The 6,119-nt window shown below is 59.9% G+C and carries 8 protein-coding genes; 4 read left to right on the plus strand and 4 right to left on the minus strand.

Features of this window, described 5'->3' with window-relative positions; all coding sequences use genetic code 11:
- The first annotated feature begins 24 nt into the window (after positions 1-24).
- Positions 25-933 (plus strand): choline sulfate utilization transcriptional regulator, encoded by a 909-nt coding sequence (locus MRS74_RS17490; RefSeq protein ID WP_254581560.1) that lies wholly within the window; start codon positions 25-27, stop codon positions 931-933.
- A 38-nt stretch (positions 934-971) separates the two neighbouring features.
- Here MRS74_RS17490 and MRS74_RS17495 read toward each other — a convergent pair whose 3' ends face one another.
- Positions 972-1,952, minus strand: a complete 981-nt coding sequence (locus tag MRS74_RS17495; RefSeq protein WP_254581561.1) for an aldo/keto reductase — start codon at positions 1,950-1,952, stop codon at positions 972-974.
- Between the two features lie 147 nt (positions 1,953-2,099).
- On the opposite strand from MRS74_RS17495, the gene MRS74_RS17500 reads away from it, so the two are divergent.
- The 3 genes from MRS74_RS17500 (at position 2,100) to MRS74_RS17510 (ending at position 4,128) form a co-directional block, all read left to right on the plus strand.
- Positions 2,100-3,026 carry a LysR family transcriptional regulator gene (locus MRS74_RS17500; protein ID WP_254581562.1) on the plus strand — a complete coding sequence of 309 codons (927 nt, stop codon included), beginning with the start codon at positions 2,100-2,102 and terminating at the stop codon, positions 3,024-3,026.
- Positions 3,027-3,119: 93 nt separating this feature from the next.
- Entirely contained in the window at positions 3,120-3,608 is a 489-nt protein-coding gene (locus MRS74_RS17505; RefSeq protein ID WP_254581563.1) for an NUDIX hydrolase, read from the plus strand.
- Positions 3,609-3,726: 118 nt separating this feature from the next.
- Positions 3,727-4,128: a DoxX family protein gene (locus MRS74_RS17510; RefSeq protein WP_254581564.1), complete on the plus strand. Its 402-nt coding sequence runs from the start codon at positions 3,727-3,729 to the stop codon at positions 4,126-4,128.
- A 58-nt stretch (positions 4,129-4,186) separates the two neighbouring features.
- Here the strand turns inward: MRS74_RS17510 and MRS74_RS17515 are convergent, their stop codons facing one another.
- From MRS74_RS17515 to MRS74_RS17525, 3 genes are all read right to left on the minus strand, one after another.
- Positions 4,187-4,657, minus strand: a complete 471-nt coding sequence (locus MRS74_RS17515; protein ID WP_254581565.1) for an aminoacyl-tRNA deacylase — start codon at positions 4,655-4,657, stop codon at positions 4,187-4,189.
- Positions 4,658-4,929: 272 nt separating this feature from the next.
- Positions 4,930-5,541 (minus strand): 3'-5' exonuclease, encoded by a 612-nt coding sequence (locus MRS74_RS17520; protein WP_254581566.1) that lies wholly within the window; start codon positions 5,539-5,541, stop codon positions 4,930-4,932.
- An 89-nt stretch (positions 5,542-5,630) separates the two neighbouring features.
- Positions 5,631-6,119: TRAP transporter large permease subunit (locus MRS74_RS17525; RefSeq protein WP_254581567.1), on the minus strand; the 489-nt coding region annotated here is incomplete at its 5' end.

Raw genomic sequence — 6,119 nt, forward strand, 5'->3', positions numbered from 1 at the left:
TAATACCAGAGATTAGTATAACTAATGGCAAAGCCCGGTATTCTGCCCCCCACACCGAGCCTGCAGGCCTTCGAGGCCGCCGCACGGCTGCACAACTTTACCGCGGCGGCCCGGGAACTCGACAGCACCCAGTCGGCCATCAGTCAGCATATCAGCCGGCTCGAAGAGGATCTGGGTGTGCAGCTGTTCCAGCGCCTGCACCGGGGTGTACGCCTGACCGCAGGCGGCGAGCTGCTGTTTGATGCCGTGAGTGAAAGCCTGCAGCGCCTGCACAAAGGCATTGCCGCGGTACAGCAGAAACAGGCCAAGGAAATCATCAATGTCGCCACCGACTTTGCCCTGGCGGCCTTCTGGCTGGTACCGCGCCTGGCAGATTTCAGAGCCCTGCACCCCGACACCGAGGTCCGGGTTATCACCGCACAGCACCAGATCACGCCGGATCAGGCCGATATCGATATCGCCATCAATTTTGGTGACGGCAGCGAAGCGCCCGGGCGCTGCGTGCAATTATTCGATGAGCGGGTGGTGCCCGTCTGCAGCCCGGCGCTGCGAGAACGCTGGCACCATAGCGGGCAGACGCTAACCCAGATGCCCTTGCTGCAACTGGAAGCGGATCATAATGCACGCTGGTTTAACTGGTCACGGCTGTTTGAGGCGCTCGATATTCAGGAAACGCCGCGCGAGCCTGATCTGGTGTTCAACAACTACACCCTGCTGCTGCAGGCCGCCATCGCCGGCCAGGGTGTCGCCATCGGCTGGCGTCCGCTGGTAGACAGCATGCTCGACAGCGGGCTGCTGCTATCGCTGCAGGAGGAACCTGTCAGCTCGCACTATGGCTACTACCTGATACTGCCCCGCGCCCGCAAGCTGTCACCCATAGTGCAGCATTTCGCCGATTGGCTGAGGGCGCAAAGCCAGCCCGCCCCGCACTGACAGCAGGAGAACCATCACCAACAGATCTGACACTTTAATCAGATATTGCCGCGTACCTGGGCTCTGACCTCGCCCTCGTAGAATGCAAACAACTGCTCATGTAGTGCCCGAGGCAATGCAGCCAGAGTACTGGCTGCCACATTCGCCGCCACCTGCTCGGGCTTGCTGACACCGGCAATCACCGTGGATACCGCCGGATGATCCAGTATCCAGCGCAGTGCCAACTGTGTCAGCGTCATGTTGTGCGGCACAAAAGTCTGCAAGCGTGCTACCCGATCCACCGCAACATCGAACGCTAATCCGGAAAAGGTTTCTCCCACATTAAAGGCCTGACCATCGCGGTTGAAGTTGCGGTGATCCTGCTCGGCAAAGCGGTGATCGAGCCCGAACTTGCCCGACAGCAGGCCGCTGGCCAGGGGCAGGCGCACAATGACACCCACATTGGCTTTTTGGGCCGCTGGCAGCAATTCGGTGATGGCATCCTGGCGAAACAGGTTAAAGATGATCTGCAGACTGGCAAGATTTGGCTGAGCCAGGCAATACAGCCCCTCCTCCAGGGTTTCAACGCTGGCACCGTAATGCTGGATCAGACCTTCGCTGCACAGGTCATCAAGCCAGCTAAAGATCTCGCCATCGCGCAGCACCTCAAAGGGTACGCAGTGCAGCTGCGCCAGTGTCAGCGTTTCTGCACCCAGGCGCCGCGCAGACGCCTGCAGACTGGCGCGCACACCCGCCTTGGTGTAGCCCGATGGATAGAGTGCAGCATCACGCCCCAGCTTGGTAATCACCGTCACAGGGTGGCCCGTTCTGGCCCGCCAGTCACCGATGCGCCGCTCGCTCTCACCGGCCCCATAAACATCGGCGGTGTCCCACAGGCTAACGCCCTGCTGCCAGGCAGCATCCAGTATCTGCATCGCCCGGGCCTCTGGCACAGGCCCGAAATCTCCGCCCAGCTGCCAGCATCCCAGCCCTATTTCGCTTACCGCCAGTCCTGTCTTGCCCAATATCCGTGTATTCATATCGCCGATACCCCTTTTAACCTTTCCCAAACAGATGCCTACTTTAGAACTCACGGGATTGTTAATAAATATCACTTGGATAAACGAACTGTTTAAAATAAGGATACAATAACCGCCATACGCAAGAACCAACCAGGAGCAACCGCCATGCAGGCAGGCATCACCGAGTTTGTTGCGGTGGCACAGGCCGGCAGCTTCACCGCTGCGGCCCAGGCCCTGGAGACATCCAAGTCACGTCTGTCCCAGGCCGTCAGCCGACTCGAGAAGGAGCTCGGCGTTACCCTGCTGCAGCGCACGACCCGGCGCATCAGCCTGACCGACGTCGGTGATGCCTTTTACCGGCAATGCCGCCAGGGGCTGGATCTGCTGCGCCTGGCGGTGGATGACGCCCAGACACAACAGCAGCAGATGACCGGCACCATCCGCATCAACTCCGTGGGCGGCATCCTGGGTGAACAATGGCTCAGCCCGATATTGCTGCGTTTTATGGCGCTTTATCCGCAAATCAGGGTCGATCTGGATTTCAGCAGCCATCGGGTGGACCTGAGCAGCGACCCCTTCGATCTGGTGGTGCGCATGGGCGAACTACCGGATTCCAGCCTGATTGCCCGCCCGCTGCAGCAGCTTGAGTCCATCGTCTGCGCCAGCCCGGACTTTATCGCCCGCCATGGCATGGTGCAGCACCCCGACGCGCTGTCGCAACTGCCCGCAGCCCTGGGCTCGCTGACCCGCTACCATTTCAGCCGTGTACGCTCCAGTGATGCTCCGGCCCAGCAGCAGGACAGTATCGAGTGGCATGCAAGCAGTCACCTGCGCTGTCGTAACGGCCATGTCATGAAACAGGCTGCCCTGCAGGGAACGACCTTCACCATATTGCCGCGCATCTATCTGCAGGCCGCCCTTGAACGTGGCACTCTGGTGCAGCTTCTGCCCGACTGGGCACTGAAACCCGCGATTTTGTCGCTGGTGTATCCGCAGCACCGCTATCGCCTGCGGCGGGTCGAATTGCTGGTGGATTTCCTCACCGAAGAACTGCGAAAGCCCATTCGGTTGCCATCTGTACAGGGATATTAATCGGCCCGATGCAGACCGCATCATTGATGCGCAACCAGCATTGACCGACTGCTATACTTCGAGCCCCGCATCGCCAGAACGTACCGAGCCTCAATGACGACCGATGCCACCAGATCCCAAAGCGCCACTGAAGCGCAGCCCGGGCCCATTCCTGCAGCCAGCGCCGTGCTGCTGCAAAACGGCTGTGTACTGCTGGTGCAGCGCGGCCAGGCCCCCAATGCCGGCTGCTGGAGTTTCCCCGGCGGCAAGATTAAGGCCGGCGAAACCCTGCAGCAGGCGGCGCTGCGCGAACTCGAGGAGGAAACCGGCGTACAGGCGAGCGCAGAAAGCATCCTCACGGTTCTTGATGTCATGCAGCACAGTGACGCGAGTCTGGATTACCACTACCTGCTGGTGGTGATTTACTGCCACTGGCGCGCAGGCGATCCCAGGGGCGCGGACGATGCTGCCGATGCGCGCTGGATTCCCATTGAGCAGCTGCGCCGCGGTGACTACTCCCTCACCGACAGCGTGTTGCCGGTGCTGGATCTGGCGCTCTCCCACGCCGGCACAAAGTCCCACTCAGGCGCCGCCGGAATCTGAAACAGATCCTTTAGCCTTGCCGGGAAAGACTGTTATCTATACTGAACGCTGTAACCGCCTGATCCTGCACCCGTTAAAACCACAGACAAGCAACAGGATGCCCCTGAAGGAGAGTCCCATGTCTGGCGTAGAATCATTTAACACACGCGTATCTCCCTGGCTGCGCAGCCTGATGCGCATTGTGTCCGCCTTTCTGTTCATGCAGCACGGCGGGCAGAAACTGCTGGGCTTCCCGACCCCACCCAACAACCCGATAGACATCATGTCCCTGATGGGCGCGGCCGGTGCCCTGGAGCTGTTCGGCGGTGCCCTGCTGCTGGTTGGCCTGTTCAGTCGCCCAATCGCCTTTATTCTCTCTGGACAGATGGCCGTAGCCTACTTCATGGTTCACGCGCCCCAGGGATTCTGGCCCATGCTTAATGGCGGTGAGCTGGCGGCAATGTACAGCTTTGTTTTCCTGTATCTGGCCTTTGCCGGCCCCGGCCCACTAAGCCTGGACCGGCTGTTCGGCGGACGCTGAACTTGGTGCTCCCCGAGCACCCGAGCACCCGTGCTCTGTCAGCACAGGTGCTCGGGACTCAGTCCGCGCTGGAGAAATGACCGCGGCGGGCACCGCCAAGCAGCTTGAGAAAGTCCTCCCCCCTGACCTTTAACAGGGTTTGATGATCGCCGCTTTCAAAGTAGTGAAACGCCAGACTCTCAAGCGCACTATCCAGCAGGGTTTCGATGCCATACGCCGGCCCCAGCGGGGGTATCGCCCCTTGATGACAGTCCGCAAACAGGCCGGCGGTTTCATCTTCCTGCGCCAGCACCAGCTCGCGATCCAGCATCCGTTGCACGGCCGACAGACTGACCCAGGTATCACCCGGCACAACGGCCATCACAGGGCCCTGCTGTCCTGTCAGAATGACGGCCTTTGCAATATGCCCCTCATCAATATGGGCAGCTTCAGCGCTTTCATGACTGGACCCGGTCAGATAGTGAGCTATCAGTTCGTACTGGACACCCTGTGCGTCGAGATAGCTTTTTACGTTGGCTGCAATTGCCATGGCCTGATCTCCGGTTGAAAGCCGCAGACATTCCCGTTGTGGAAATACGGTGACAGCGACGCAGCTCCCGCGGCCAGAACCCCGCCTGCCTGTTAATTCTAAGTCATCAAATCCAATCTGGCAGTGGGTGCCGCCGAGACAAAAAGCATCACGAAAAAGATCAAGACGGGTATCGCCCGGTGTCCGCGCTGCAGGGCGCCCCGAGGCTTGGCAAACGCGACAATCGGCACAGAACGGAAAACAGGCTCGCAACACCAGGCCATACAGAGGGGTCAGAGCGCCGCTATAAATCCCGGGACGGATTTTTTCGGCATCTTGCTGATCCTGTACAGCAGTTCAAACGGAATCTCGCCCAGACGACAGCGGCCTGACAGCTCGAACAGCATCGCCATCCAGAGCTTTGCTGTCATCTCGGAATCATAGAGGGCGCGGTGAAATACACCCTCGACAGGAATATTGGCATAGCGCACCAGGGTACCCAGCTTGTAGTCGGGTGCTGCCTGAAACAGCCTGCGGGCCAGCAGCATGGAACAGGCGAATTGCCCGGGATAACGCCTGCCGATACGGCCAAATTCGGCATCCAGAAAGCGCTTGTCGAATGAGGCGTTGTGCGCCACCAGATTAAAGTCGCCGATAAAATCGGCGAATCGCGCCATAACCTCGGCGTTGCCGGCGGCATCGGCCAGCATCTCATTGCTGATGCCGGTATAGCTTTCGATAAAGCCGCTGACGCGGCGCCCGGGGTTCATCAGCTCCTGGAAGCGCCCGGTGACCCGGCCGTTTTCCAGCCGCACGGCACCAATTTCGATGGCCCGATCACCGCCATCGGGCGACAGGCCCGTGGTCTCGAAATCCAGTATCACCACAGTGTCAGCATTAAACATCAGTACCCGCCTACCCCTTTAAACCCGGACCGGCGCGCATTATAACGCCGGCCTGGGCCTGAGTCGCGCAGCCTGTGCTGTCTGCTGCATCAGCTATAGGCATTGGCCGGCAGCCAGAGCACCAGCTGGGGCCAGAACACCATGATCAGCAGGGCGATGAGCTGCAGGATGATGAACGGGATGACGCCGCGGTAGATGTCACTGAGGCGCACCTCCGGCGGGCAGACACCCTTGAGATAGAAGAGCGCAAAACCCACCGGCGGCGTCAGGAAGGAGGTTTGCAGCGTCATGGCGACCAGCATCACGAACCACACCAGTTCCGGGTTATCCACCACGCCATAGCCATCAACGTCGATACCCAGCGCCGAGATCACCGGCGCCAGCAGCGGCAGCACTATAAGGGTGATTTCAATCCAGTCGAGGAAGAACCCCAGCAGGAAGATGACCCCCAGAATAAAGAAGATGATGCCGTAGGGGCCAAAGGGCAGCCCGGTGAGGAAGGATTCGATCAGCTCATCCCCGCCGAGTTCGCGCAGCACCAGGGCAAAACAGGTGGCGCCGATAAAGATGGCGAAGAT

This window comes from Marinobacterium sedimentorum (assembly GCF_024267675.1).
Lineage (GTDB): Bacteria > Pseudomonadota > Gammaproteobacteria > Pseudomonadales > Balneatricaceae > Marinobacterium_A > Marinobacterium_A sedimentorum.